Annotated in this window: 21 protein-coding genes; 8 read left to right on the forward strand and 13 right to left on the reverse strand. The window is 43.8% G+C overall.

What is annotated here, in order from left to right; translation table 11 throughout:
* Positions 1-10: 10 nt before the first annotated feature.
* The 3 genes from rpsI to F3J22_RS02195 form a co-directional block, all read right to left on the reverse strand.
* Entirely contained in the window at positions 11-400 is a 390-nt protein-coding gene (gene rpsI / locus F3J22_RS02185; RefSeq protein ID WP_167013847.1) for a 30S ribosomal protein S9, read from the reverse strand.
* Between the two features lie 14 nt (positions 401-414).
* Positions 415-858 carry a 50S ribosomal protein L13 gene (gene rplM, locus F3J22_RS02190; protein ID WP_167013849.1) on the reverse strand — a complete coding sequence of 148 codons (444 nt, stop codon included), beginning with the start codon at positions 856-858 and terminating at the stop codon, positions 415-417.
* A gap of 279 nt (positions 859-1,137) precedes the next feature.
* Positions 1,138-1,827, reverse strand: coding sequence for a zinc metallopeptidase (locus tag F3J22_RS02195; RefSeq protein WP_167013851.1), 690 nt, complete (start codon positions 1,825-1,827; stop codon positions 1,138-1,140).
* A gap of 582 nt (positions 1,828-2,409) precedes the next feature.
* Here F3J22_RS02195 and radA point away from each other — a divergent pair.
* The 6 genes from radA (at position 2,410) to F3J22_RS02225 (ending at position 8,568) form a co-directional block, all read left to right on the forward strand.
* A complete protein-coding gene (gene radA, locus F3J22_RS02200) occupies positions 2,410-3,783 on the forward strand; it encodes a DNA repair protein RadA (protein WP_167013853.1) in 1,374 nt (457 codons plus the stop codon).
* Positions 3,784-3,828: 45 nt separating this feature from the next.
* Positions 3,829-4,488 (forward strand): ComF family protein, encoded by a 660-nt coding sequence (locus F3J22_RS02205; RefSeq protein WP_167013855.1) that lies wholly within the window; start codon positions 3,829-3,831, stop codon positions 4,486-4,488.
* 85 nt (positions 4,489-4,573) lie between these two features.
* Complete coding sequence (locus F3J22_RS02210; RefSeq protein WP_167013857.1) at positions 4,574-5,107, forward strand: glutathione peroxidase; 534 nt, start codon at positions 4,574-4,576, stop codon at positions 5,105-5,107.
* A 108-nt stretch (positions 5,108-5,215) separates the two neighbouring features.
* The gene (locus tag F3J22_RS02215; protein WP_167013858.1) at positions 5,216-5,767 is read left to right on the forward strand and encodes a hypothetical protein; all 552 of its coding nucleotides are present in this window, start codon (positions 5,216-5,218) and stop codon (positions 5,765-5,767) included.
* A 32-nt stretch (positions 5,768-5,799) separates the two neighbouring features.
* Positions 5,800-6,939, forward strand: coding sequence for a DNA polymerase III subunit delta' (locus F3J22_RS02220; RefSeq protein ID WP_167013859.1), 1,140 nt, complete (start codon positions 5,800-5,802; stop codon positions 6,937-6,939).
* A gap of 147 nt (positions 6,940-7,086) precedes the next feature.
* Entirely contained in the window at positions 7,087-8,568 is a 1,482-nt protein-coding gene (locus F3J22_RS02225; RefSeq protein WP_167013861.1) for a regulatory iron-sulfur-containing complex subunit RicT, read from the forward strand.
* 181 nt (positions 8,569-8,749) lie between these two features.
* Here F3J22_RS02225 and F3J22_RS02230 read toward each other — a convergent pair whose 3' ends face one another.
* The gene (locus tag F3J22_RS02230; protein WP_167013863.1) at positions 8,750-9,802 is read right to left on the reverse strand and encodes a nucleoid-associated protein; all 1,053 of its coding nucleotides are present in this window, start codon (positions 9,800-9,802) and stop codon (positions 8,750-8,752) included.
* A 165-nt stretch (positions 9,803-9,967) separates the two neighbouring features.
* Here F3J22_RS02230 and F3J22_RS02235 point away from each other — a divergent pair, with 165 nt between their 5' ends.
* The gene (locus tag F3J22_RS02235; protein ID WP_167013865.1) at positions 9,968-10,861 is read left to right on the forward strand and encodes an SMP-30/gluconolactonase/LRE family protein; all 894 of its coding nucleotides are present in this window, start codon (positions 9,968-9,970) and stop codon (positions 10,859-10,861) included.
* A 90-nt stretch (positions 10,862-10,951) separates the two neighbouring features.
* Here F3J22_RS02235 and F3J22_RS02240 read toward each other — a convergent pair whose 3' ends face one another.
* From F3J22_RS02240 to lptB, 8 genes are all read right to left on the reverse strand, one after another.
* On the reverse strand, positions 10,952-13,972 hold the full coding sequence (locus tag F3J22_RS02240) for a glycoside hydrolase domain-containing protein (protein ID WP_240154985.1): 3,021 nt from the start codon (positions 13,970-13,972) through the stop codon (positions 10,952-10,954).
* Positions 13,973-14,097: 125 nt separating this feature from the next.
* Positions 14,098-15,597, reverse strand: coding sequence for a RagB/SusD family nutrient uptake outer membrane protein (locus F3J22_RS02245; protein ID WP_167013867.1), 1,500 nt, complete (start codon positions 15,595-15,597; stop codon positions 14,098-14,100).
* A 22-nt stretch (positions 15,598-15,619) separates the two neighbouring features.
* Positions 15,620-18,793: a TonB-dependent receptor gene (locus F3J22_RS02250; protein WP_167013869.1), complete on the reverse strand. Its 3,174-nt coding sequence runs from the start codon at positions 18,791-18,793 to the stop codon at positions 15,620-15,622.
* 269 nt (positions 18,794-19,062) lie between these two features.
* Positions 19,063-20,166, reverse strand: coding sequence for a FecR family protein (locus tag F3J22_RS02255; protein WP_167013871.1), 1,104 nt, complete (start codon positions 20,164-20,166; stop codon positions 19,063-19,065).
* An 86-nt stretch (positions 20,167-20,252) separates the two neighbouring features.
* The gene (locus tag F3J22_RS02260) at positions 20,253-20,873 is read right to left on the reverse strand and encodes an RNA polymerase sigma-70 factor (RefSeq protein ID WP_167013873.1); all 621 of its coding nucleotides are present in this window, start codon (positions 20,871-20,873) and stop codon (positions 20,253-20,255) included.
* A gap of 63 nt (positions 20,874-20,936) precedes the next feature.
* Positions 20,937-21,686: a 3-oxoacyl-[acyl-carrier-protein] reductase gene (gene fabG, locus F3J22_RS02265; RefSeq protein WP_167013875.1), complete on the reverse strand. Its 750-nt coding sequence runs from the start codon at positions 21,684-21,686 to the stop codon at positions 20,937-20,939.
* Positions 21,687-21,704: 18 nt separating this feature from the next.
* A complete protein-coding gene (locus tag F3J22_RS02270) occupies positions 21,705-23,171 on the reverse strand; it encodes a GH3 auxin-responsive promoter family protein (RefSeq protein WP_240154986.1) in 1,467 nt (488 codons plus the stop codon).
* 88 nt (positions 23,172-23,259) lie between these two features.
* Positions 23,260-24,024, reverse strand: coding sequence for an LPS export ABC transporter ATP-binding protein (lptB, locus tag F3J22_RS02275; RefSeq protein WP_167013879.1), 765 nt, complete (start codon positions 24,022-24,024; stop codon positions 23,260-23,262).
* A 126-nt stretch (positions 24,025-24,150) separates the two neighbouring features.
* Between lptB and metF the strand changes: the two genes are divergently transcribed.
* Positions 24,151-25,104 (forward strand): methylenetetrahydrofolate reductase [NAD(P)H], encoded by a 954-nt coding sequence (gene metF / locus F3J22_RS02280; RefSeq protein WP_167013881.1) that lies wholly within the window; start codon positions 24,151-24,153, stop codon positions 25,102-25,104.
* 346 nt (positions 25,105-25,450) lie between these two features.
* On the opposite strand, the gene F3J22_RS02285 is transcribed toward metF, so the two are convergent.
* Positions 25,451-26,143 carry a porin family protein gene (locus tag F3J22_RS02285; protein ID WP_167013884.1) on the reverse strand — a complete coding sequence of 231 codons (693 nt, stop codon included), beginning with the start codon at positions 26,141-26,143 and terminating at the stop codon, positions 25,451-25,453.
* Between the last annotated feature and the right edge of the window lie 56 nt (positions 26,144-26,199).

The following is a 26,199-nucleotide window of genomic DNA, read 5'->3' on the forward strand; positions in this document are numbered from 1 at the left end:
CTCAAAAATATTAGCGTTTAGAGAACTGGAAGCTTCTTCTAGCTTTTGCTTTACCTGGTTTCTTACGTTCTACCGCTCTTGGATCACGTTTCAGCAGACCAGCTGCTTTCAGTGCAGGACGGAACTCTGGATTCACTTCGCACAGTGCGCGGGCGATACCCAGTTTAATAGCTTCTGCCTGACCTTTGATACCACCACCCTGTGCATTCACTTTCAGGTCGAATTTATCAACCGCATCGATGGTTTTCAGAGGAGCCTCTACCTGGTTCTGCAGGTAAATCAGAGAAAAGTAGTTTTTATAATCTTTGTCGTTAATAACGATAGCACCGGTACCTTTAGTGATATAAACACGGGCAACCGCTTCCTTACGACGACCTATTGTATTTTTTTGCTTTTCCATGTATCAGAGAAAAATTAGAAAGTTAAAGGTTGTGGTTTCTGAGCTGCATGAGGATGTTCAGCTCCGGCATATACAAACAGTTTTTTGTACATTTTACGACCCAGGCGATTTTTAGGAAGCATACCTTTTACAGCTTTCTCAATCATAACCTCAGGACGGCGACGGATCAGGTCCTTAGCCAGCTCGATTCTCTGACCACCAGGGAAACCAGTGTAGTGGATGTATTCTTTCTCATCCATTTTGTTACCGGTTAATTTGATCTTTTCAGCGTTGATAACGATGATATAGTCACCGCAATCAGTATGAGGAGTATAGTAAGGTTTGTTCTTACCTCTTAAAATAGCGGCCATTTTAGCAGCAACCCTGCCAAGTGTCAGATTGGTAGCATCTACGATGTGCCAGTCACGCGTTACGTAAGCGTCGTTTGCCGATTTTGTTTTAAAACTTAAAGTGTTCATTGTTGTATACGATAAAGATTACGTCTTGTAAACAATTCCCCAATTACAGGGAGGTGCAAAGGTAAGTTTCACATTCTTAATAACAATACATTTTCAGCACTTTTTTGCATAGCACCTTTGTAACTAATTGATGTTCAATAAAAATTTTGTTTAAAAGTTATTAACAGCATTTGTCGTCCCCGTTGATAAGTCGATTTTTTCTCATATAAAGAGGCCCGAAATAACAGATATTCAGCAGATCTGCTATTTCGGGCCGCAGTATAATAATATATGATAAGCCTAATCCCGGCTACGACCACCTAAAAATATCATCAGGTATTGTACAAAGGTAGCAATGGATGCCAAAGCGGCTACTACGTAGGTCATAGCAGCCCACCAGAGGGCATTTTTGGCCTTGTCATGCTCCCCTTTCGCCATAATGGTAGTGTTATCCAGCCAGGCCAGTGCCCTCCTGGATGCGTCAAATTCGACCGGCAGGGTAATAATGGCAAACAAAGTGGTTATGCCGAACATAATAATACCTATCAATAATAACTGTGGAAAAGTGTTGATCAGCAATATGCCGCCCAGCAATACCCAGTTTACAATGCTGGCACTCCACTGCACCGCCGGCACCAGTTTGGAGCGCATGCCCAGCCACGGATAATGTGCCGCATCCTGTACCGCATGCCCGCACTCGTGCGCTGCTACGGCAGCGGCAGCCACATTGGCGCCATTATATACATCCGGACTTAAATTCACCGTTTTATCGCCCGGATTGTAGTGGTCAGAGAGAAATCCATCCACGGATCTCACCTGAACATCATATATCTTATTGTCTTTCAACATTTTCTCCGCTATTTCCCGGCCGGTTAGCCCGGAAGAGGTAGGTATCTCGCTATATTCCCGGAAACGGCTCTTTAATACCGCCCCAACCAACATACTGATCCCCACAAAAATCAAAGAAACGATCATTATTCCTGGTGTCATATGCAATAATTTTTACAGAATATCTGAGAAAATGAGGTCAAAAACCCTTCCAACTCATCCCCTTTAACGTTTATTTAGGGGTTACCTGACACCCCTTCTTTTATCCGTCTACCTTTCCGTTCATCCATAAATTTAACACTGCCATATTGGCGAAATAGAACTTTTTTTAAGCATTTTTTGCGACTATTTGTCACACAACCTACCCATATAGACCGATCGGTTTTCATATGCAAAATTCCCTGACATCACCCCTATTTATCAACATTTTATGGCTTGCCAATGAAAGTAATATTGAACCAAAAAGGGGGCTGAAACAAGCGATGGCAGCCACTTTATAACATTAAAAAAATACCTCAAAAGTTATTCACATCGATTAAATAAACTTTTTTATTCTGAACCCATTTAGTAATTTAGACCTGAATTTAATGGGTTAGTAAGTAGAAAGAGTCAACGGAATCTTCCGTTTGGCTCTTTTCTCATTTTAGGGGAATCATTCACCCGGATTTTAATCTTCTTACCTCATCTTTTATCTCCCATATTTTATAAATCCATTTATTTTGTACCTCGCCTTTTCAAAAATCTATGAGTAAAATTAAAACTGCATTCTTCTGTCAGAATTGTGGATATGAATCTGCTAAATGGAATGGTAAATGTCCAAGTTGCGGTCAATGGAACACCTTCGTTGAAGAACGCGTTCAAAAAGATATTCCGCTGAAACAAGACTGGAAAAACCAGGACAGCAATCCGGCACGCACCCAAAAGATTGTTAGTCTGTCTGATATACAAACAGTAGCGGAAAAAAGATTACTGACGCCGGACAATGAGCTGAACCGCGTACTGGGCGGTGGTATCGTTGCAGGCTCTCTCGTACTCGTTGGTGGTGAACCTGGTATAGGAAAGTCTACTTTGTTTCTTCAGAATGCACTTCAACTGAAAGATGTAAGAACGCTTTATATCAGTGGTGAAGAAAGTGAGCAACAGATCAAAATGAGGGCAGACAGAATCCAAAGTTCCAATGATCAGTTTTACCTGTTAACGGAAACATCCACCCAAACGATCTTCCAGGAAATTAAAAAACTGCAGCCGCAGTTAGTGATTGTGGATTCTATTCAAACATTGCAGTCGCCCTTCATAGAATCAGCACCAGGAAGCGTTTCGCAGATCAGGGAAACAACTGCTGAGTTACAGCGATTTGCAAAGGAAAGCAACATTCCTGTTTTCCTGATCGGGCATATTACCAAAGATGGCTCCATTGCAGGACCAAAAGTTTTGGAGCATATGGTTGATACCGTATTGCAGTTTGAGGGAGATCAGCATTATGCCTATCGCATTCTGCGTACTATCAAAAACCGTTTTGGATCTACTGCGGAACTGGGCATTTATGAAATGACCGGCACAGGGTTAAGGCAGGTTACTAATCCTTCCGAAATTCTGATCTCGCAAAGAGACGATTTATTAAGCGGTGTAGCTATCTCTGCTACAATGGAAGGGATGCGTCCACTGCTGGTGGAAGTACAGGCACTGGTAACCCAGTCTGTTTACGGCACACCACAGCGAACCGCCACCGGCTTCGATTTGCGCCGTCTGCAACTGCTGCTGGCCGTACTGGAAAAAAGAGGTGGTTTCCACTTCGGTGTGAAGGATGTTTTTCTGAATATTGCGGGAGGGTTAAGAGTAGAAGATCCTTCTATCGACCTCGCTGTATTATGCGCTTTATTATCTTCCTATGAAGATATTGCACTGCCAAATAAGCTCTGCTTTGCCGGCGAAGTTGGCCTCAGCGGTGAGATCCGTGCAGTCAACAGGATTGAGCAGCGTATTGCCGAAGCTGAGAAACTCGGTTTTGAAAAAATATTTATCTCCAGATACAACAAAAAAGGAATAGATTTCAGTAAATTCAATATAGAAGTGATTGCGGTTGGACGTGTGGAAGAAGTATACCAACAACTGTTTTGATCCAATAACCATTAACGTATGATTTCCCGTTTGTTAACTCCTTTAATGGAGCTATTCTATCCTCATTGCTGTGACATTTGCGGTGCCGACTTAAATGACAAAGCAGAGAAACTATGTATCTCCTGTGCAGCAGGATTACCGGCAACACAATATCACTTACTGGCCAACAACCCGGTGGAGAAGATCTTCTGGGGAAGAGCACCGGTGAGTCATGCCATGGCTGGGTACTACTATACCAAATCGGCAGGAATACAACAGCTGATACATCTTTTTAAATATAAGAACCGGCAGGATATTGCGTTATACATGGGCAGGAAGATGGGACATATGCTGTTACAAAGTGAATGGCTATACGAAATTGATGCGCTGATACCTGTGCCGCTGTTCCCGGGAAAAGAAAGGCAGCGGGGATATAACCAGGCTACCCTGTTGTGCCAGGGAATTGCAGCTATCACCGGCAAATCAATCTGGACCGACGTACTCAGGCGGGAAAAATATACAAATACACAAACCCGAAAAGGGAGGGTGAGCAGGTGGGATAATGTTTCCGATGTTTTCAATGTAAGTAAATCTTTGAAAGGCAATCACTTATTACTGGTAGATGATGTAATTACTACCGGTGCCACCACTGAAGCCTGCTGCCTTGCCCTTCAAAAAGCAGGCGCCAATGTCAGTGTTTCCTGTCTGGCATATGCCTGGACATAGAAAAAACCCAAAATCTAATAACGGATAATTAACTTTATATTTTAATCAGCACATTTAATTTTGATAGGACTAATACCATAGTAATATGTTTAAACTTGCCATTCTATCTGTCGTTATGTTTTTTGCAGCAGCAGCCTCCCACTTATATGACTTTAAAGTAGACGCCGTAGAGGGCGGCAAAATCGATTTCTCCAAATACAAGGGAAAGAAGGTCCTGATTGTAAATACGGCCTCTCTCTGCGGTAACACGCCTCAATATGAAGGGCTGGAAAAATTGTATAAAAAGTATGAAGGTAAACTGGTGATAGTTGGTTTTCCTGCCAATAACTTCGGTAGTCAGGAACCAGGATCAAATAAAGAGATCCAGGAATTCTGTACAAAAAAATATGCCGTAACTTTTCCTATGGCTGCAAAAATTTCTGTTAAGGGTGCCGACATCCACCCATTGTATAAATGGCTGACAGACGAAAGCAAAGCAAAACACATGGAGCCAACGGAAGTGACCTGGAATTTTCAGAAATATCTTTTAGATGAAAAAGGCAACCTGGTTGCTGTATTCTCTCCTAAAACACAGCCGGAAGCACCTGAAGTAATCGCAGCAATAGAGAAAAAATACTAATCTTCTTTCATAATCCTTAGCCAGCTCTTAGTGTATATGTATACGCTACTATCGGTTATGCCCACACGCAGCTGATATAGCCATCTTTTACACCTAGTTCTTTAATGCATGAAACCATATTTAAACCGCTCAGGAAAACTATGCCTTCTAATGCTGGTTGTGTTGTTAATCTCTGGTGTGGCCTGCCAGAACACCATCGACGGCCCTTCGATGAATTGTCCGGGCATGAGTTTTCAATTGAACCTTAACAACCTGCCATACGCCTTAAACCTTAGCAGTAGTACTTTCTTCCGTCAGAAAACAGATAGTGGCGGCCGCAAATACCTAAGCATAGAAGCAGTAAATGACAGCGTGAAAATCATTATTAATGTGAATGATGGCATGTATTCAGACAGCCTGATTCAAAACGATTCCATTACCTACAAAACATATAGCTACTCCAAATCATCCAAAGTGCAGGGTGGACTGGTTATAGTTGGCATACAGGTACCGGGTGACTATGGCTATAAATACCTGGATACTGACACCAGCAGTGTGACTATCACGAAAATTAATCCCCAGACGAAAAAAGTCTATGGTTACTACTATGTATCCTCCTCGGGCCACACGGTACTGGGCAGTGGCAGTTTCGAAAGCACCTGCTATCTGTCACTCCGCTAGACCTGTTTAGCGGCTTTTCATTATCTTGCGGCATGCTTTTTACAGACATTATAGGACAATCTGCCGTATCCAGACAGCTGGTGCAATCCGTACAACAGAACAGGCTTAGTCATGCCATGATTTTGCTGGCGCCGGAAGGTGCCGGAGGATTACCACTCGGGCTGGCATTTACGCAGTACCTGGTTTGTGAAAACAAGCAGCAGGAAGGGGCCTGTGGGCAATGTCCGGGCTGTATTAAAGCCTCTCAGTATATTCACCCGGACATACACTTTTCTTATCCGGTTATTCCCCGTAAATCGGGCGACAAACCTGTCAGCACAGATTATATCAATGAATGGAGGGAATTTGTAGGTGTCAACCCTTATGGGAATGCCTATGACTGGCTGCAATTCATTGGTGCCGAGAACAAACAGGGAAATATTACTGCAACAGAGTGCCAGGATATCATCCGTAAGCTGAACCTGAAAAGCTTTGAAAGTGGTTATAAGATCCTGCTGATGTGGATGCCGGAATATCTTGGCAATGAGGGGAACCGCTTGCTGAAGCTAATAGAGGAGCCTCCTGTTAATACACTTTTTATTCTGATAGCTGAAAACCAGGAACAGATCCTGGCCACCATACTTTCCAGGACCCACCTGATAAAAGTGAACCCCATCCCGAAAGAGGATATGGTGAAATCACTGGTGGAAAAGGGAAACGTTCCTCCACAGCGGGCACAGCAAATCGCTACTATTACTGCCGGCAATTACAGGGAAGCCGTTTACCTGTTGCAGCATTCGGACGACGATTATCATGAATTGCTGCGCAACTGGCTGAACTACATATTTACGGGTAACCGGCCTGCTTTGCAGGAGTGGATCGAAGCTATTTCCAGTGCCAAAACCGGTAGGGAAAACCAGAAACAGTTTCTCCGATATTTCATCAACCTGCTGGAACATACTATCCGGTTACAGTTTATAGATCGTAGTCAGCTGGCATTTTCTGCTGAGGAAATGGACTTTTCTGCGAAGTTGCTGAAACTGGCCAATCTGGAGCAAATGGAGCAGATTATCGAATTATTGGACAATTCCTACTATCATATTGAGCGGAACGCCAACGCCAAGATGCTATTTCATGCCCTGTCCATCAAGCTACAATATATATTCAAAAAGAAAGCTATACCTACAATCTAAGAAGCACCGGACTTTAGGGGCCATATCATCGCGATTTCCTTATCTTTGCTGCATTCCGTCTTTTTGTTTTTATTGCAGGAATACTGTATATTAAAGGATTGGAATGACCTGAAATGCTTATTTCTAAAATTTAAACTAATTAATAATATGGCTTGTGCCGGATGTGGTACGGGTGTAGATGGTAAGCCGTCGGGATGTAAGAGTAATGGAGGATGCAGTACAGGAGGTTGCAACAGACTGAATGTGTTTGATTGGTTGTCCAATATTCCACTCGCAGATAGCTTAGCACCATTTGACATTATTGAAGTAAGTTTTAATAACGGCAGTCGCAAGGATTTCTACCGTAATATTACCAAACAGCACCTGGATAAGGGCGAGATGGTTACGGTGGAAGGTATCAGCGGCTTTGACGTTGGATCAGTAAGCCTGACAGGCGAGCTTGTAAAACTACAGATGAAAAAGCGGCGTGCAGAAGACACACCCGAAGTAAAAAAAGTTCTTCGCCGCGCAACCCACGACGACCTGCAAAGGATGAGTGACAATAAAGCCCGTGAAAAGGAAGCACTGATTAAATCAAGGGCATTAGCCCGCAACCTGGGGCTGGAAATGAAACTCACAGAGGTCGAAATTCAGGCCGATGGCCGTAAAGCAACGTTCTTTTATACTGCCGATGATCGTGTCGATTTCCGCGAACTGATCAAAGTATATGCTTCCGAATTCAGGGCTAAAGTGGAGATGCGCCAGATAGGCGCCCGCCAGGAAGCCGGAAAAGTAGGTGGTATCGGTAGTTGCGGACGTGAACTTTGCTGTTCTACCTGGTTATCTGATTTCAAAAGCGTAAATACTACTGCTGCCAGATATCAGAACCTTTCAATTAACCAGGCTAAGTTATCCGGACAATGTGGCCGCCTCAAATGCTGCCTCAACTATGAACTGGATACTTATATGGATGCGCTGAAGGACTTCCCTGAAGATGCAGACACCATCGAAACCGCCAATGGAGTAGCTACCCTCCAGAAACGTGATATCTTCAAGAGCCTGATGTGGTACTCTTATGAAGGCAGCAACAAACAATACCCGCTGACAATCTCCCGTGCAAAAGAAATCCGTCACCTGAACAAACAAGGTGTTAAACCGGAAGATCTGAAAGCAGTTGAAGTGGTGAATGTCAACAAACCTAAAGAAGCAGATCTTGGTTTTGCGGACGTAGTAGGACAAATCAGTCTGAAATCCCTGGAGAAAACTGTCCAGAAGCGCAAACAAAAAGATAAAGACAAACAAAAACAACAAAAAGCGGAAGCTCCTAATAAGCAGCAGCAACATTCCAAACAGGAACCTAAACAGCAGCACGCCAAACAGGACAACCGCCAGCCAGAGCGCCAGAAACAAAAGCAGGATAATAACAATCGTCCTCCGCAGAAACAGGGTGGCCAGCAACAAAACCAGCCACGCCAACAACGCGATCAGCAGCCACGCCAGCAACAAGGCCAGCAGCAAGGGCAAAAACAGGATAACCAGGGACAGGGTCAAGGTCAACAGCCTAAACAAGACCGCAGACCGCCAAGGCACCACAATAAGCCGAAGCCGTCCAACAATCCTAACAACAACAACAATAATAATAAAGGCTAATTCAGGTCATAAAAGCAATAAAAAACCCTTCTGTCGTGAGGCAGAAGGGTTTTTTATTTTCCAATGTCATTAACTTAAAAGGCCGCCCAGACGGAGCAGCCTTTGTTAATAATTGGTTTTTGCTTATGAGAAAAATTTAAATATCATATTTCTTGTTGCATAATTATCTCACTATAACCTGCTATTCTTCGTTTTCGAACAACAGCTTATAGTAATGCATATTGGTAAGTTCATCAAACCCGCGCTCTATCAGCTCCCGGTTACCATGTATGTATATATGGAAATTCTTATCCAGCTTAACCACACTCTTAAAAGCTTTTTGCTGCTTTTTATAGGCTTGTGCGGATATGTCAAATTCATCAGGAATTTCTTGCTGAAACGTTTGCTGGTATTCATTTCTGTACTCCTTGAACGAGGCAATGGCATCCGGATGACCTAACACTTCATTGGCAAAGTCCTCCATCTGAAACTGCTCCTTTTCCTTGAAGTATGCTGCGGACTTATTCAGCAGATCTACCTGATCTACCCTATCCATCTCGTATTCTGTGGGCAGCTTATTACTAATAAACTGCTTACACATATTTACAGCCGTTTCTGTCTGATGGTAACTGTCCTCCCTACGTTGGACCTGTAAAAAAGCGTCTTTCCAGTAGATAGCTTCGGTTTGTTTGCTGACACTGTCAACAATACTCACCTTATAACCGTCCTCTTCTTCCACATTAAAGATCAAACATCCTTTATCAAGCTTGTTGATATTGATCCCATCTTCATAATTTACCTGGTAATTTTCATCTTCGAGGTAGACTTTCAAATAGGTATCGCGGTTTTCAGACTTGAAGATTCCTATCGCTGCAACCTCTTCTCCATCCACCTGACACTTGCTAAAGTAGGCTATATACAGCTCTCCGCCTTTGATTTTGGGATGGGTGGAGTGTTTATATAGATGTTTGGCAATATTTACAGACTGCTCCTGAAACTCACTTTGGTCGCCAAATATACGTCGACAATATTGAAAAATCTCATTCAATTGCAAATCCGCTTCATGAAAAAAACGGAAATATTCCGCTGATTTCGTGAATGGCTGGATGAAATATGTAATCAATAACTGGCCTATCGTTTCATCCGTCAGCTCCAATGGAGCCTTGGAAAATATCAGTGGCTCCTCATTTGATGAATTACCTACTTTATGAATGGTCAGGTGCGACAGATCATTAAACTCCGAAACGTGAATCATGCGGGCAAAATTAGTAAAATACCACACATAGAATTTTATGCCGGTCATCTTCCTATATCAGCAAAAAACAGAATGCCCTGCCCGCCCGCATTTCCCGCTAATCAAGTAAAAAATAAATTTTCAGCTTAGTTGAGTATTTTGATCTCCGCAAAAACTTCAGCTATCATGAAAAAAATATGCTTACTGCTACTCGCAGGTAGTAGCATGTCTGCCTTCGCTCAGCAAGCCCCTGCCGCACGGCCGCTTTACACCGCCCAGGACCTGACCGCAGAAAAGATGTTCTCTGTAAATATTGAAGGACCAAACTTCGATAAAGCCGGTAATTTCTACGTGGTAAACTTCCAGAAAGACGGCACCATCGGGAAAATCGATACCAAAACCGGTGCCGGCCAGATCTTCGTTACGCTCCCCGACTCCAGCATCGGCAACAGCGTGAACTTCGACAGCAAAGGAACCATGTACCTGCCCGACTTCAAAGGCCATAACATCCTGACGGTGGATATGAAAACAAAAAAGGTAGGCATCTACGTACATTCTGATCAATTCAATCAACCTAATGATCTGTGTATCAATAAAAAAGATCAAATTTTCGCCTCTGATCCCAACTGGAAAAACAGCAAAGGTCAGCTGTGGAGAGTAGATAAAGACCGCAAACCAGTACTGCTGGAAACGGACATGGGCACCACCAACGGGATAGAACTCAGCCCGGATGAAAAAACGCTCTACGTCAACGAAAGCATCCAACGCAATATCTGGAAATATGATGTGGACAAAAATGGTAATATCTCCAATAAAACCCTGTTTGCCACCTTCCCGGACTATGGCTTCGATGGCATGAAATGCGACAAAGCCGGCAACCTCTACGTAGCCCGCTGGGGAAAAGGTACTATCGCTGTACTTTCTCCCGATGGGAAACTGGTCAGAGAAGTTCCCCTGAAAGGAAAACAGTGCAGCAACCTGATTTTTGGAGACAAAGATGGCAAAACCGTATATGTGACGCTGCAGGACAGGAAATGTGTAGAGACTTTCAGAGTAGAAACTCCTGGGAAGAGATATTAATTTTCTTTTCTGTCCTTCGGACAGAAAAGAAAAACAAAATGGGCGACCCGCACCCGCGGATCGCCCATTTTGCTTATTTATAAAGCGCGATTACTTTATTATCAGCAACCATCCTTTTCCTTTTGAAACAGGGATAGCCGCATCTTTGGCAAATACCTGCCCTGGCTGGAAATTACGTACATCCGGCGCCGTAATAGTAGCTTTGGATGGGTCGATACCAAGTGCCTTCCAGTCGATATTCAGGTGAATGGTTGTATCCTCAGCAGCCCAGCTGGCAAGGGATACCAGCACCGCACCGTTTTTACGGTATATCGTTGCCGGCACATTCGGATTGTCGGTTTTAACCGGGTTGTTTTCTACCCAGTAGCCCACCATTTTACTGCCCTGCATACCAAAATCATCCCATACTTTCCAGATGGGACGCGGATCTGCATTGTCAGACCATGGCATACGGTTAGTCATACCATATACCATTCCTCTCCATAAATTACCACCATCCTGCAGCATCTCTCCCATCAATCCGAATGGAATTCCGCTTACTTCTGTCAGGAAGAAATCCGGCGTGTTCTTTTCATAATCGAAGTATTCTCCGAACCAAAGCCGGTTCAGATAAGGGAAATGCTCCATATACAACATGCCGCTATTGATAAATCCATCGGACTTATTATACTGATTAGCGGAGTGCAGGTCGATGATACCGGGATGTCCGTCTTGCGTGAGCACACGCTTGATACGCTTCATAGTTACACGGTCGAAGGCCACATCATCAAGATAAATACCGTCGATGCCAACATTTTGCACCAGCCAGTTCATTCCTTCCACATAATAGTTGTGCCAGCGGTTCATACCACTATTGATGATGGCAGCATCTTTAAATTCGGGCACAAACCAGGCAGCGATATAGTCTTTTTCCACGTGTTCCTGCAGCCAGCTGAAGCCACCACCCTTTCCGGGACTGTATACTTCATGCCCCAGACTACGCAGCGGGAATGTTTCCCAGGCATGGTTGGAAAGCTCTCTGACTGTATTGTAGATCTTCACTTTCAAGCCTTTGCTATGTGCCATATCCACGTAATCCTTCATCTTCTTCCATTCAATAAACGGATAGTTGATCCATGGATTGATTTCATTTCCGTGGTGGATATTCACGACAGTAGCCCCGGTAGCCTTGATGGTATCCAGGTTGTCATATTTATGATAGAAACGGGTAGACCATTGGAAGTCCGTATTGATGGTATGGAATGGTGTGATAAAGAGATGAAAATTATAATACAGCACATCTCCTTTATGCATGGTGCGGGCGCCGGAATACATATTGGCCAGCACCGATTTACCTTTCAGCGCCACTGTGATCCCGCCTTTATCACCATTGGCCCATGAGCCAGGCAACAGTAAAGGTTTTTGCAGGTAGAAGTTTGTATTGAGCGGCCTTACATAATTTTCATCACGAACGGTGAATTGCAGGCCGGCATTGACATCCCCTACCCAGGCGCCATCCTGGTTTTTGTTTTTAACATCCCATTTCCAGTCGATTTTTTCAGGACGGAGGCCACCTTTCTGGTTAAGCCCCATCATGTATTTCGCCACGGAAGGCTCAAACGGAATATGCATGGTGATGTCTTTCAGGTCAACATCTTCCAGTGCTGTCACCTTTACGGTGTATTCCATATAGCCGTCGAATTCGATGCCGGCGTCTATGTCCATTTGCAGTCCTGGTGCGGTATTCTGGGCATGCCAGGTGATCTTTCCTGCATCTTTCGACGCTACCTGCCAGCCTTTGCTTTGCCATTTCAGGTCTTTGCCGTCAGCGGCAGCGAAGAAGTGGAAATGTATCGGCTCTGCGAGCAGATTCCTTCCCTGTTGCGTCATTTCTGTCATTTCAGGGGTGAAGAAAGTCTGGATTTGTGCAGGGAAACCTTCTTTATTAATACCCACTTTACGACCCAGTAAACTGATGACTGTGTCTTTCAGCTCCAGCGGCGTGTATGGTGCGATTACTGCATTTTCCTGTGCCAGTGTGGAGTTCAGCCATTTCAGACGGGTCTGTTTCCATGGTTCATTGAACCCGCTGTTGACAGCAGTTTTAGCGGTAACAGTAAAGGATATACGAACGGGCATGGCGGGCATACCGGCAGGCTTCACCATCGCAGTAGCGCTATAACTTCCTGTGGCGGCGTCTTTGGGCACATCAATACCACACCACATTGCCTGCACTTTGCCGGCAGGAACATTCACGGTATTTACAAAAGGTTTTGCATCGTAGGTAGTTCCGTTGGTATTGATACAGCTGAATTGGGAAGCAGCGATTTTTCTGCCGTCAGGGCCGATAAGATCCGTGAAAGTGATTTTCACATCTTTCAGTTCCCTGATCGCATAAAGGCCTAACTGGAAAGAATAGTATTCACCTTTATCCGCCTGGCCTTTGAAAGATTGGGAAGGGCCGCTCTGGATCCAGCGTTGTGGCAGATCATCGGTCATCTTGATAACGTTTGATCTGTCTTCCGGGAACACGAGGTAACCGGCGCCTGGATGTTTCAGCAGCAAGGCTTTCATTTCCTTATCCGTGGCAATTACTTCCATCGGATAGGATGAATTGAAAGCATCAACGGCTTCCATTTCTTTAACGGCGGCGTTCGGCTTCAGGGATGCCGGAATAGCCTGTAACCAGCTATCGGCAGCGGTTTGTTCAGGTTGGAGGTAAACGCCTTTAGGGTAATTGGAGCGGCCTTCGTTTTTGTAGGGCAGGTAATAGATGTAGTATTCGCCCTTACCGGAGGTAGGTTCGAAAATAATGTCTCCTTGTTCACGGTTTAACACCAACGTTTTAACGTTGGTAACTTTAGCTTTCGTTTTTGCATCCTGGATGATAATGCGTTTGGCTTCCGGATTTTCGTCGCGGCGGCGCCATGGGATCACTACCCTGGCAGCATTTCCTGTTCCACTGAAAGTAACCACTACCCTGTGATTTCCCAGGGAGTCGGCGTTCCAGGAATTGTTGCCTTCAGTATACTTCAGCTGCTGGGCGGTAATGGTACCTATCATACCCAGACTGAGTCCTGCCAGGATCAATCCTTTTTTAGCGAATGCAGTAAACGGTCGGTTCTGTAACATGTAAATAATATTGATCCTCGAAAAATATATAAAAAATTGCCGAATTCAATGCAAGACTATGTAAGCGGCAAAAAGCGAAGGCTCCTGGCGTTACCGACAGGAGCCTTCTGAGTTTACAACAGATATTATGGGTTCTGAACCAGATTAGGGTTCAATAAGATATCCTGTTCAGGAATATAGTGAACCACCCTTGCATTCGTATATTCAATGGTTTGTGGATTTACCGGATGATATCCAGGGTAATCTCTTACCAGGTTTCTGTTGTTACGGAAGATGTCGAAGCAGCGATGTGTTTCAAACGCAAGCTCCAGGCGGGTTTCATCCAGTACAACATCGAGTACCGTCGCATATCCTTTCAGGTCGCCGGTAGAGAACAATGCGGTGCCGCTGAGTCCTGCACGGGTGCGGATGGTATTTACATCAGCGATTGCCTGATTGTTATTGCCCATTTTCGCAGCAGCTTCTGCTCTGATGAGGTACATTTCCGCGAGGCGGAATACTACAGGAGAGCTGAGTGTAGGGATATTATCCTGATTAGAAAATTTGGTGATGTACCATTTTTCTACCTGGATACCACCAGCTTTACCGCGTGTAGCTACTACTTTTTTACCGGAAGCATTAGTAGAATCTCCACCAGCAGCACTTTTCAGGTAAAGCGGTTGTACAAAAGTATGTCTTGCATCCTGGGGATATTTATCCAACAATTTGCGGTAGGCTTCAGATGCATAGATTTCGCCGTAGCCTAAGCCATTCGGGGAAGTATAATACATAGAACCGATGGAAGACCAGTCGCGATCATCTTGTGCAGTGTGATGGATTGCCCAGATTGTTTCCTTGTTATCCTGATTACCTTTTGTATAATATTTAGGCAGATCATCTGTTGTTATCAGGGAGTATCTATTGGAATTGATAACAGAATCAGCAAAGATATAAGCAGAATCGTTTTGGCCTTTATAGAGATATACTCTAGCCAGCATGGCCAGGGCTACGTTTTTGGTAGCATAACTATTCGGCCGGTCATCTGTATTTTTGGTCATCAGATCTTTTGCTTTACGCAGATCAGCGATTACCTGGTCGTATACTTCTTTAACAGTATTACGTTTAGGCTTAGCTGTTATATCAGCTGTAGTGACCACAGGAACACCCAGATTAGTTTCCGGAGACTGGGCATATGGACGGCCGAATGTACGTACCAGGCTATGATGTACGAATGCACGGATGAAGAGGTTTTCACCTATCATCTGGTCTACATCGGCAGAAGTACCTTCTTTCATTTCCGCCAGCAACAGATTACAACCATTGATAGCTCTGTAAGCTGCACGCCAGTAGGCAGAAGTATTACCCTGGTTAGTCAGATGTCCGTATGTATAAGAATAGAATAACGGGTCAGTTGTAGTTCCGCTCAAAGCGATATCATCGCTGGGGAACTCTCCAATCTGCCAGTAGTTACGGGTGAACTCAGGTTCTTTTAATAATGCGTAGTTACCGTCAGTTGCATTTTGCCACATAGCTGGATCTTTTGCATCTATGTTTGGCACTGCCTGATGCGGTTCTTTATTAAGGGAGCAAGAAGCAGCCAACATCACCAGTGAAAGTCCTGCAAAATATTTTGATATATGCTTCATCGTAATCTCTTTTTAATACCTGTTAAAAATTAATTTCCAGACCAGCGAACCATTTTCTGGCAATAGGATACTTGAAACTATTGATACCACGGTCGTCTACCTCAGGGTCGATACCTGAGAATCTGGTGAGGGTCCACAGGTTATCTCCACCAATAGAAATTCTGGCGTTGCCAATTTTCATGCGGTCGAGCCATTCGTGTGGCAGGGAGTAGCTCAGGTTTACGTTTCTCAGACGCAGGTAGCTACCATCTTCCAGGTAACGGGAGGATGGTTTGTTAGAGTATTTATTTCCGTTGAGTGTGTATTTAGGATGGGTGGCATTATCACCCGCTTTTTCCCAGCGGCTCCAGCCTTTATCCAATTGCATCTGGTTGTACTGTGAGTAGGCGCCATCGTTATCCATCAGTTCTCTGGTTCCGTTATAAATCTGGTTGCCGGAAACAAAGGTGAAGAATGCAGACAACTGGAAGTTTTTATATGCGAATGTATTTCTGATACCTCCAAAGAATTTAGGAGATGCAGATCCTACATTTTGTAAAGTTGCATTATTATAATTGTTGGTAGCTGTTTTGGTTACTTTTCCGGTAGTTGGATCTTTAGTCACCTGTTCCCACAGCGGATCGCCATTTGCAGGATCTACACCCAGCCATTTACGCATGTAGAAGGTACGCATATCCTGGCCTGTTTGCAGCCCAAAATAACCACTCATAGGATCAATGATCAGTGCCTGGTCGCCATAAAGTGAAACAATTTTGTTCTGATTGAAACCGATGTTGAAGTCGGTGCTCCATTTAAATTTACCGATCAGGTTCTCGGAGTTGATAGCAATTTCGATCCCTTTATTACGCACCTGGCCAATGTTCATTGGTACAAAAGAGTAGCCCGCATTTGCTGGCAGCGGAACGTTGAACAACAGATCCTTATTATCTTTCTGGTACAATTCAAGGGTGAGGTTCAATCTGTTCCAGAGGCCCAGGTCTATACCGAGGTTGGTATTGTAAGCCTTTTCCCAGGTAAGGTTAGGTACGCCTATCGTCAGTGGATAAATAGATGGCAGGCCGTTATATTGTGCTTTGGCCTGATATGAACCGATTGCCAGATAATCATCAATATTGGCGTTACCGGTAGTACCATAGCTCAGACGTACTTTCAGGTTGGAAATCTGTCTGATTTGTTTGATGAAATTTTCTTCAGAAGCAGCCCATGAAGCACCAAATGCGTAGAAGTTTCCATATTGGTTTGCATCACCAAAACGGGATGAACCGTCACGTCTGAAAGAAGAAGTAAGGTAGTATTTATAAGCGTAGTTATAGTTTGCCTGTACGAAGTAAGAATTGAAAGCACGGTCAATTTTCAGGCCTTCAATCTTTTGAGGTGTTGCAGCTGCGTTTAATACATCTCTACCAGGAAGGATACCTTTACCGGTAGCGCTGTTGAACTGATAATTTACAGTCTGGAACTCAGCTCCGAGCAATCCATCAATATGGTGATCCTTTTTGATGGTATATCTTGCTTTCAACAGGTTAGAGCTGATATAGGTAGCAGAGTCGATACTACCGTTATACAGTGTACCCAGGTCATCACCACCAGCGGATGTTCTGATGTCGCCGTTGTATTCTTCACGCTCATGGTAGGATTCAGCGCGGTTAGTGCTGCTGAAGGACAACCATTTGGTGATATCATATTCCAGTTTGAATAAACCTTCCAGCTGCTGGCGTCTCTTAGCGTCGTAGTTATACTGCTGATCATAGAGGAAGTTAACCTGATCCCTGTTATACCACACTGGCGCATTGATAGGATTAATTGGTTTCCCGTTGGCATCATATGGTTTATCCCATGGATTGTTAGTATAGTACTGGTACAACGAACCGCCGGAATTGTCATGGTCATTTTGTTGAGAAAATGCGACGTTGGCACTGATGCGGAACTTGTCATTGATATTGTGATCGAGGTTCAGACGGCCGCTAAAGCGCTCCAGTCCTGTACCTCTGAGGATACCATCTTCTTTGTAATAGTTACCACCGAGGTAGAATTTAGTTTTTTCGCTACCTCCACTAGTGCTCAGCTCATAGTTCTGATTTGACGCAGTATGGAAGGCAAGTTTCTGCCAATCGGTGTTCAGGTTTCTGATGCCAGGGTCCATATTAGCGCCTGCAGCCTGTTGCAGATCGAATAACTGGGAACCATTCATCAGGTGGAAATGACCTGTATTTAATTGAGCTGAACCGATATTGGTGCGGAAGGTCGTCTGTGATTTACCAGCTTTACCTCTTTTGGTAGTGATTACCATTACACCGTTTGCAGCGCGGGCACCATATAAAGTAGTGGCTGCCGCATCTTTCAGTACGGTTACAGATTCGATATCACTCGGGTTAGGCAAACCTCCGATGATACCGTCCACTACGATCAGCGGCTGGTTGCCGGCAGTAAGCGTACCGTTACCACGGATACGGATTGTCGGTGCAGCAGCAGGATCTCCGGAGCTGCTACCTATAAATACACCGGATACTTTACCCTGCAGCATTTTATCCATACTGCTGGCGGTTACGTCTTTCAGTTTGGCAGCATTTACTACCTGTGCAGCACCCGTAAGGTTTTTCACGGTGGTAGTGGTATACCCCATTACAACTACTTCATCCAGCTTTTTAGTGTCTGGTTCTAGTTTGATACTTACCTGTGTACGGCCTTCCAGTCTGATTTTTTGCTGGATATAACCTACATAGGAACAAACCAGGGTAACGTTGTTATTCGGAGCATTGATGGTGAAAGTACCGGTCGGATCTGTAACGGCACCTGCAGTGGTACCTTCAACGGTAATCGTTACACCTGGTAAAGCCTCGCCTGTTTTGGCATCGGTAACTTTACCGGTAATTTTTTCTGTGACAGCTTTTGCCGAAGGAGTAATTACAACCAGATTGTTTTCCAGCACTCGATAAGTTACATTCGACTTATCGAAGAGCATTCCAAGAATGTCATCTATCTTCTTTTCTTTCACATCTATGCTGACATTCTTATTCAGATCAGCAAAATCCTCATTGTAAAAAAAACGGTAGTTGCTGGAGTTCTCAATCAGTTTGAAAACTTCCTTCACGCGCTTATTTTCAGCAGAAACAGATGCTATTTTTTCTTGTGCAAAGGTGGTTGCAGATACCTGTAAGAATCCTCCGAAAATCAGCACACTGGTCAGTTTCGTCATACGCAATAATTTTCGCCTGGGACATAGAAATTCCGCCAGGTTTGAAGTGGATTTCATAAACTTGTAAAGATTTTAGTTAAACGAATAGTTACAGTAGGATGTCCGTCGCAAAGACTTCCTACAAAAAGTGATGTTCGTCAATTGGGGTAAGTCGCATTACCCCAATTTTTTTAGTTGTTCATATCGTGCATTAAGCTTGTTTTTACAGGTGACAAAAATGTAGTTTTCCCTTGTTCACTTTATTGCAAAACTTCTTATATACTCCTTTATTATTTATTGAATTTAAACGCGTTAGAATATTTCTCCTTTAATGTTTCATCTAACGACAACATTACTACTCCTGCTTCTATTCTATATTGAAGCGGGGCAGTCAGCTTGAGAATATTCAGTACCTGTTCCAGTGTTTCCTGACGGAAAGTGCCACTGAACTTATACTTTTTCAGTTCTTCATTTTGAAAGACCACCTGTACATTGAATTTTCTTTCCATTGTTACTGCCAGTTCTTCAAGCGATTGTGAGGCGATGATCCAGCTACCATCTTTCCATGCAGTATAGATTTCAGTATTGTTCACTTCTTTACTCACTACTGGTGTTGGCTGTTTTTCAGGTTCTTTTTCATTGTCGGTTTTGTGCGCTTGCTGTACGGACACAGGTTTTTCATATACAACGTGTTCATGTGGTTTCATGACCACATTAAACGGCTGGCGGGTGGAAGAACCGTCAATCTTTACCTCCCCATCGATCAGGGTGGTTACAACTGTTTTTTCCTCCGGGTAGGCCTTCACGTTAAAGGAAGTCCCCAGCGCCAGTATCCTCAAATCAGAAGCCTTTACAGTAAAGGGTTTCTGCGGATTTGTATGTACTTTAAAAAATGCTTCTCCTTCCAGATTTACTTCTCTCCTAAGTGTATTGTATGATTGCGCATATTGCAGTTTACTTCCTGCGTTCAGCCATACTTCTGTTCCATCCGAAAGTTCGATTCTGGTTGTTGCTCCTTTAGGGCTGGTGATGGTCACCATGTCGCTGCCGGAGCCTTTATTTCCTTGTTTTTCAGACCATGCCAGCATGGCCCCGCCTCCCAACAGGAAAGGCAGTATAAAAGATGCGGCTATACGAACGGCCCTTTTCCATTTTGAAAAATTATCAGCAGGTGGTACAATTTGCCCGTGAAGCTCTTTCCAGGCACTCAGGGTATCATAGCCTCCTGATTTGGCAGCTGCTGTCCATGCTTCACGCAGTTCGAGAAAATGCAGGCGATTGGCCATACTTAGCTCAATCCAGTCTTCCAACTGCTGTTGTTCAGATGCGGAAATATCTCCGGATAGGAATGCAGCAATCAGTTCATCCATTTCCTCGCGTGAATAGTTAGTCATAACCAGAACAAATCATTTAATTAGACAATCGCCGATTGCCGATAGGGTGACAAGAAGAAAAAAAAGTTTCCAATTATTTAATATTGCTACTTCAGTAAAGGCAGCAATTCGTCCCGAAGCCTTTTAAGGGCGCGGGTCATTTGTGTTTTCACCGTGTTGATGGAGATGCCCAGATGGCGGGAAATTTCCGGATAACTAAGTTGTTCGAATCTGCTAAGCCTGAATATATCCTGGCACTGTGGCGGCAATCTGCGGATGGCATTCTCCACCATGCCTTCCATTTCCGTACGTTCCAGGTTTTCTGATGGATCGTGAGGTACAGGCAAGCTCATTAAGGTTGTACGTGACTCTATCTGGCGCAATAACTCAGAACCGTACCTGTCGCGGATTTTGGCTTGCTTAAGGTAATTGAGTGCGTTATTTTGCACTGCTCTGTATAGATAGGCTTTTGCTGAAACCTCAATTTTTATTTCTTCATAGCGCTCCCAGATCTTCAGAAATGTATCCTGTACAATTTCTTCTGCCAGTTCTCTTCTTCCAACAAAATCAAATGCAAAAGTGCAGAGTGCATCATAGTGCACCTTGAATAGTGATTCAAAGTTGATTAGTTCACTGTTGTTAGTGGCAATATTTAATATCCTATTCTCCAAAGTATGGCTGGCAATACGAGCGTGTTCACTGTGGCGAAAAGATACGACATCCTGCATTAATAAAAAACGCGGATTTAGATCCGCGTTTTTTATTAATATAAGTAATTTATAATGTTGCGATTACATGCATAATCCGCCGCAAGCACTGATAGTCTGACCTGTAACATAGGAGCTCATATCAGAAGCGAGGAAGAGGCAAACGTTGGCAATATCTTCTGGTGTTCCGAAGCGTGCCAGTGGAATTTGCTGGATGTAGTTAGTAGCAGCTTCACCTTCTTTCAGGTAGCTGGTCATATCTGTTTCGATGAAACCAGGCGCTACTGCATTTACACGGATATTGCGGCTACCCATTTCCTGTGCAATAGATTTGGTAAAGCCGATAATACCAGCTTTAGAAGCGGCATAGCTGCTTTGGCCGGCATTACCCATGATACCGATTACAGAACTCATGTTGATGATGGATCCGCTTTTCGCTTTCATCATCGGACGAATAACCTGTTTAGTCATGTTGTACACGCTTTTCAGGTTGATATTCATCACATCGTCCCACTGATCAGGACTCATGCGCAGCAGGAGATTATCTTTAGAAATACCGGCGTTATTTACGCAGATATCGATGGCACCAAATTCTTTCAGAACATCTGCAACCAGTGTTTCACATTCTTCAAAAACACCAGCATTGGATTTATATGCTTTCGCTTTTACGCCAAAAGCCTTCAGCTTGTCTTCCAATATTTTAGCCTTTTCATCGGAGCTTACATATGTGAAAGCCACATGAGCGCCCTGCGCCGCAAATTTTAAGGCAATCGCTTCACCGATACCACGGCTGGCGCCTGTTACAATCGCTACTTTGTTCTCCAGTAATTTCATGTTATAGTTGATAGGTTTTTAAGCTTTCATATTGGCTGCCGCAAAACGCAGAATTTCTTCCAGGTAATTACGGTCGTTATTCAATCTTGGTATTTTATGCTGTCCGCCCAGCTTTCCTTTACTTTTCAGGAATTCACAGAAGGTGCCTTGTGGCATCACATGTACAACCGGCATTCTCAATGCTATATCCTTATGACGTTTTGCTTCGTAGTCGGAATTGATGGTTTTCAGCGTTGCATCCAGGACGTTAGTGAAGTGTTCCAGGTTGTCCGGCATTACTTCAAACTCAACAAGCCATTCATGGCCACCGTTGCCGTTGTCACTGAAATACACCGGTGCTGCTGTATAATCGTTTACAACCGCTCCTGTTGCTTCGCTGGCTTTAGCCACTGCAATATCGGAGTTTTCCACAATTACTTCCTCACCAAAGGCATTGATGAAGGATTTGGTACGGCCACTCACCTTAATTCTGTATGGCAGCAGTGAAGTAAATTGAATGGTATCTCCTACCAGGTATCTCCAAAGTCCGCCATTGGTGCTGATGATAAGGGCGTAGTTTTTACCCAGCTCCACTTCCTGCAGTTGCAGGGTTTTAGGATTTTCCTTACCCAGCTCTTCCATTGGCATGAATTCATAGAAGATGCCATGGTTGAGGAATAACAATAATCCTTCTTCTCCTACTACATCCTGTGCGGCAAAGAATCCTTCTGATGCATTATAGGTTTCCTGGTAATACATCATCGGCTTGCGGATCAGCTTCTTGAACTGCTCACGGTATGGGGTGAAGCTCACACCTCCGTGCATATACAATTCAATACTTGGCCATACGTCGGCCAGGTTGTCTGTTCCTGTAAGTTCAAAAATTCTTTTGATGAGAACAATGGTCCAGGTCGGAACACCGGCAATACTGGTTACATTTTCATGTATAACAGCGTTGGCCATACGTTCTATTTTCTCTTCCCATTCGTCCATCAGGGCTATGGAAAGGTCCGGGGTACGGATCATATTTCCATAGAACGGCATGTTTTGCAGCATCACCGCACTGAGGTCGCCAAAGTAAGAGTCGCTGCCTTCGGATAATTTATTTACCTGATGACTTCCGCCTATCACCAGTGATTTACCGGTAAGCAGGTCAGAATCAGGGAAATTATTATAGTATAAGGTAAGTACATCTCTTCCTGAACGATAATGACATTCGTCCAGACTTTCAACAGTTACAGGAATAAATTTGCTCTTGTCAGCAGTAGTGCCGCTGGATTTAGCGAACCATTTTATCGGGGTATTCCAGAGAATATTCTGCTGTCCTTCCATCACGCGCTGGATATACGGCTTGATGGTATCATATGTATGAATAGGGACCGCCTGTTTATATTCATCTATCTTATAAATTTTGGAAAAACCATGTTGTTTTCCAAATTCAGTATACTGCGCTGCACTGATAAGGTTTTGGAATACCTGCTGCTGCACCTGGACAGGATACTGCATAAAATGGGCTATACGCCCCATGCGCAGTCTGGCCAATTGTGATATTGCAGGACTTAATATTCTCATATAGGATTGCGGTGGGAATGTATTATTGTTGTTTAGCTGCTTCGTCCAGATAATTTTTACGGCGCAGAATGAAATTCTGGCCAAGATACACTTTTCTCACTTGTTCGTCCTCTGCCAGATCTTCTGCTGATCCCGATTTGAGGATTTTTCCCTCAAATAACAGATAAGCCCTGTCTGTAATAGATAGCGTTTCCTGTACGTTGTGGTCAGTAATCAGAATACCAATATTCTTGTATTTCAGTTTGGCTACAATAGACTGAATATCCTCTACGGCGATAGGGTCAATACCTGCAAATGGTTCGTCCAGCAGGATGAATTTAGGGTCTACGGCCAGTGCACGCGCAATTTCCGTACGGCGGCGTTCGCCACCACTGAGTACGTCTCCGGGGCTCTTTCTAACGTGTTGCAAACGGAATTCTGTTAATAATGATTCCAGTTTGTCTTTCTGTTCCGCCCTTTTCAGGTTGGTCATCTCTAAAACGGCTGCAATATTGTCTTCTACGCTGAGCTTACGGAATACAGATGCCTCCTGTGGAAGGTACCCAATACCCATTTTTGCTCTTTTGTACATAGGCAACTTGGTGATATTCAGATCGTTAAGATAAACATTACCTTCATCCGGCTTAATCAGGCCTACTACCATGTAAAAAGATGTGGTTTTACCCGCACCGTTAGGACCCAGCAGTCCTACTATCTCGCCCTGCGATACTTCTACAGAAACGTGATTTACTACGGTTCTGGCGCCATAACGCTTTACAAGCTGGTCTGTATGTATTCTTAGTGCCATATTTTCAAACTTAGCAAAATTAAACAATTCATCCACTTAGCCTAGTTATAGTTATCATAAGATCAAAAATGGTACTTTTTTACCCGGATGTAGTAAATTAGCAATACTAATGCTGCAACTGATCATATGAAAGTAATCGAACATATCACTCAGGCCAAAGATACCCTTATCTCTTTTGAAGTGTTGCCTCCCCTGAAAGGCAAAAGCATTGAATCCATCTACGAGCACCTCGATCCCCTGATGGAATTCAAGCCGGCATTCGTCAACGTCACCTACCACCGCTCGGAACATATGTTCAAGAAAAAAACCGACGGCTCCTTCGAAAAGGTAGAAATCCGCAAACGCCCGGGCACCGTTGGTATCTGCGCAGCAATCATGAACCATTATAACGTCAGTACCGTCCCTCATCTTATCTGTGGTGGCTTCAGCAAAGAAGAAACAGAGAACGCATTGATCGATCTGGCGTTTATTGGAATAGATAACGTATTGGTACTCAGAGGAGACGCTCCTAAAAATGAATCTTTCTTTGAGCCTGACCCGCACGGACACAGTTACGCCAGCGAACTCCTCGAACAGGTGGTACATATGAATAATGGCATTTACCTGGAAGATGACCTGCAAGGTGGCGTAAAAACAAATTTCTGCATCGGCGTAGCCGGATACCCGGAAAAACATGCCGAAGCCCCCAATATGCAGACAGACCTCCTGAACCTGAAAAGAAAAGTGGAAGGCGGCGCCGATTACATCGTTACACAGATGTTTTTCGATAACCAGAAATATTTCGACTTCGTAAATAAATGCAGGGAAATTGGCATTACCGTCCCTATCATACCAGGGCTGAAACCATTAACCACCCGGAAGCAACTGAGTATCCTGCCGCGTACCTTCAACGTAGATATCCCGACAGATTTCTCCAATGAAATCCTGAAATGTAAAACCGATAAAGAGGTAGAACAGGTAGGTACCGAATGGCTGATCGCACAATCGAAAGAACTGAAGGCACATGGCGTACCCGTATTACACTATTATACACTGGGAAAACCTAAAGTGGTCAGACAGGCAGTGGAAGCTATTTTCTAAAAATATTCATTTTAATAAAGAAAGGGAAGGACGTAAGTCTTTCCCTTTTTTGCTTTCTTTCATATAAAAAATGCCATCATGTAGATACATAGTGGCATATCCCTATAACTGTCACACTTTTAATTTAACTGTCCAAGTGAGCAGCTCCCACCCCTGGGAGCGGCGCTCAATACTATTAGACGCCTGTGCATTTATCTGCCCCTATTCATTTGTAAAAAATAAAAAAGGGCTGCATAAGCAGCCCTTAAGACGACGTACATAGCTGATAATTATTTTACACTTTGGGTAAATAAAAATATAATTATCAATATAATTCAGATATCTATATAAATCAATACTTTATAAATTACCAATCTTCTCTATTCAGTATAAATCCAAAGGAAATACCAAAAGAACGATTGTTAATTTTCAGCTCATGAGACTTGTCAATATCAGAGAGTCCATAGCTATAGTTCACACTGAAAGTAGTATAGTTATTCAGTTCCAGTGAAACGATTGCATTGGCACCAAAATCCCATCTGGATAGCTGTATATTGGTGTTGGGAAGTCCCCCGGAATTAAAATCTACTGATTGATGGGTTGTCTGCACCTCACGTCCTTCGTTGTACACGGAGAGATCATATCTGGCACTGGCACAATACCCGACATAAGGCCCTGCTCCTATTGCCAGCTTTGTTTTGCCAACTGGAATTTTGTATACCAGATTTGCCGGTAATGTCAGATAGTTCAGCCGAAGCTTTGTTGCCGCTATCGTATAAGCATTGGCCGGGCTCTTGTCGGGGTATGACAATGCACCACCTTTTTGCTCATAGCTGAGAACAGGCTGCAGGTACAATCCTGTAGCAACCGGGATGTTAAAAACCAAACCTACATTCCAGTTGCTTAAAGCTTTTGCTCCCGGACTCAACGCCGGTACACTGGGTCTTTCAATCGACAGATTTGAGTTTACATAGCTACCACGTACGCCCACACTTACCTGACCTCTCGCATAAGACATGGATAAACAAGTGGTTACTACCACAATAGTGAAACATTTCATTTAATGGATGTTTGGGATTTTATGGCCACTGTATGACTTGTATTAATTTTCATAGT

The organism is Chitinophaga sp. Cy-1792, from assembly GCF_011752935.1.
GTDB lineage: Bacteria > Bacteroidota > Bacteroidia > Chitinophagales > Chitinophagaceae > Chitinophaga.